The organism is Desulfurellaceae bacterium (assembly GCA_021296095.1).
Taxonomy (GTDB): Bacteria; Desulfobacterota; Binatia; order Bin18; family Bin18; genus JAAXHF01.
On the sequence record JAGWBB010000023.1, the window covers coordinates 42,775 to 43,767 of the forward strand.

2 protein-coding genes are annotated in these 993 nt (G+C 58.3%); both read left to right on the forward strand.

Features of this window, described 5'->3' with window-relative positions:
* The first annotated feature begins 216 nt into the window (after positions 1-216).
* Entirely contained in the window at positions 217-471 is a 255-nt protein-coding gene (locus J4F42_07545) for a hypothetical protein (protein MCE2485351.1), read from the forward strand.
* Between the two features lie 214 nt (positions 472-685).
* Positions 686-993: hypothetical protein (locus J4F42_07550; protein ID MCE2485352.1), on the forward strand; the 308-nt coding region annotated here is incomplete at its 3' end.

Below are 993 nucleotides of genomic sequence, written 5' to 3' on the forward strand. Positions count from 1 at the left end.
ACGGCCCCCCAGGGAAACGTATGAGGCACAACGAAACCCACCCCGGCCCTTCGGGCCACCCCTCCGAGGAGGGGATGAAAACACCGGCCCGGAGCGCTTCTTCCATCCCCTCCTGGGAGGGGTCCTGCGAAGCAGGGGGGTGGGTTGCCCGTGGCAGCGCCCCCATCGCGTTGACGACGCGGGAGCAGCAGGCGTGATGAGGGAAGGAGGACAATAATGGAATGGGCTGTTATTGCACCGCTGCTGGTGAACCTGGGTGCTTTGGGGACTGTCTGGTGGCAGCTTGATGCAAAAATGGAAAAACGGCTTGGGCACATGGATGACCGGCTGAACGCGATGGACGCCAAATTCGACGCCAAGTTCGAGACCGTCAACCAGACCTTGATGACGTTGACGCATGATGTGGGGGAGTTGAAGGGGCAGGTCGGCGCGTTCGCGTCTCTCAAGGATCAGGCGGCGGGAGCAGGATGACACCCATTATGACACAATCGTTTCTTGACACGTTCGGCTCTATTCGTTATACGGGGCTGGCCAGTGTTCAGAGGACAGTGAAAGGAGGTGGTTCGTAGGGCAGGGCACTGGACATTTGGGTAGGAATGCAGTATCAACAGCGAGGTTTTTTGATTTTGCCTTCACCGGTCACGAGGCTGTGGGGCATGCAACCAACGAAGGGAGGACGGAGAGTATGAGTCAACTTCTTAAGAAATACGCGCTACTGACTGCTTGTGCAGCCCTGGCGTTGTGCTTCGCCACGCGGCCTGCGCAGGCGCAGACCGCTTCAACTCTTACTGAGCGTGCGCCAGCGATTGCCCCAGGTGGAGCAGGCGAGCATCTGCTGTTCGCCTATTGGTCAACGGCCAACTACATGAACACGAACGTCAACATCCACTCCCCGCTGGGGATGAGGAGTTCGATTCTCGAGCAGACCAGCAATGTCGTCTACGTCAGAGTTCGGAGCGCAGCAGGTGATCGGAATACAGTGCTCTCCTTCAA

What these genes read in the sequence shown, in the direction of transcription:
- J4F42_07545 (MCE2485351.1), top strand. Translation starts at nt 217, where the DNA reads ATGGAATGGGCTGTTATTGCACCGCTGCTGGTGAACCTGGGTGCTTTG.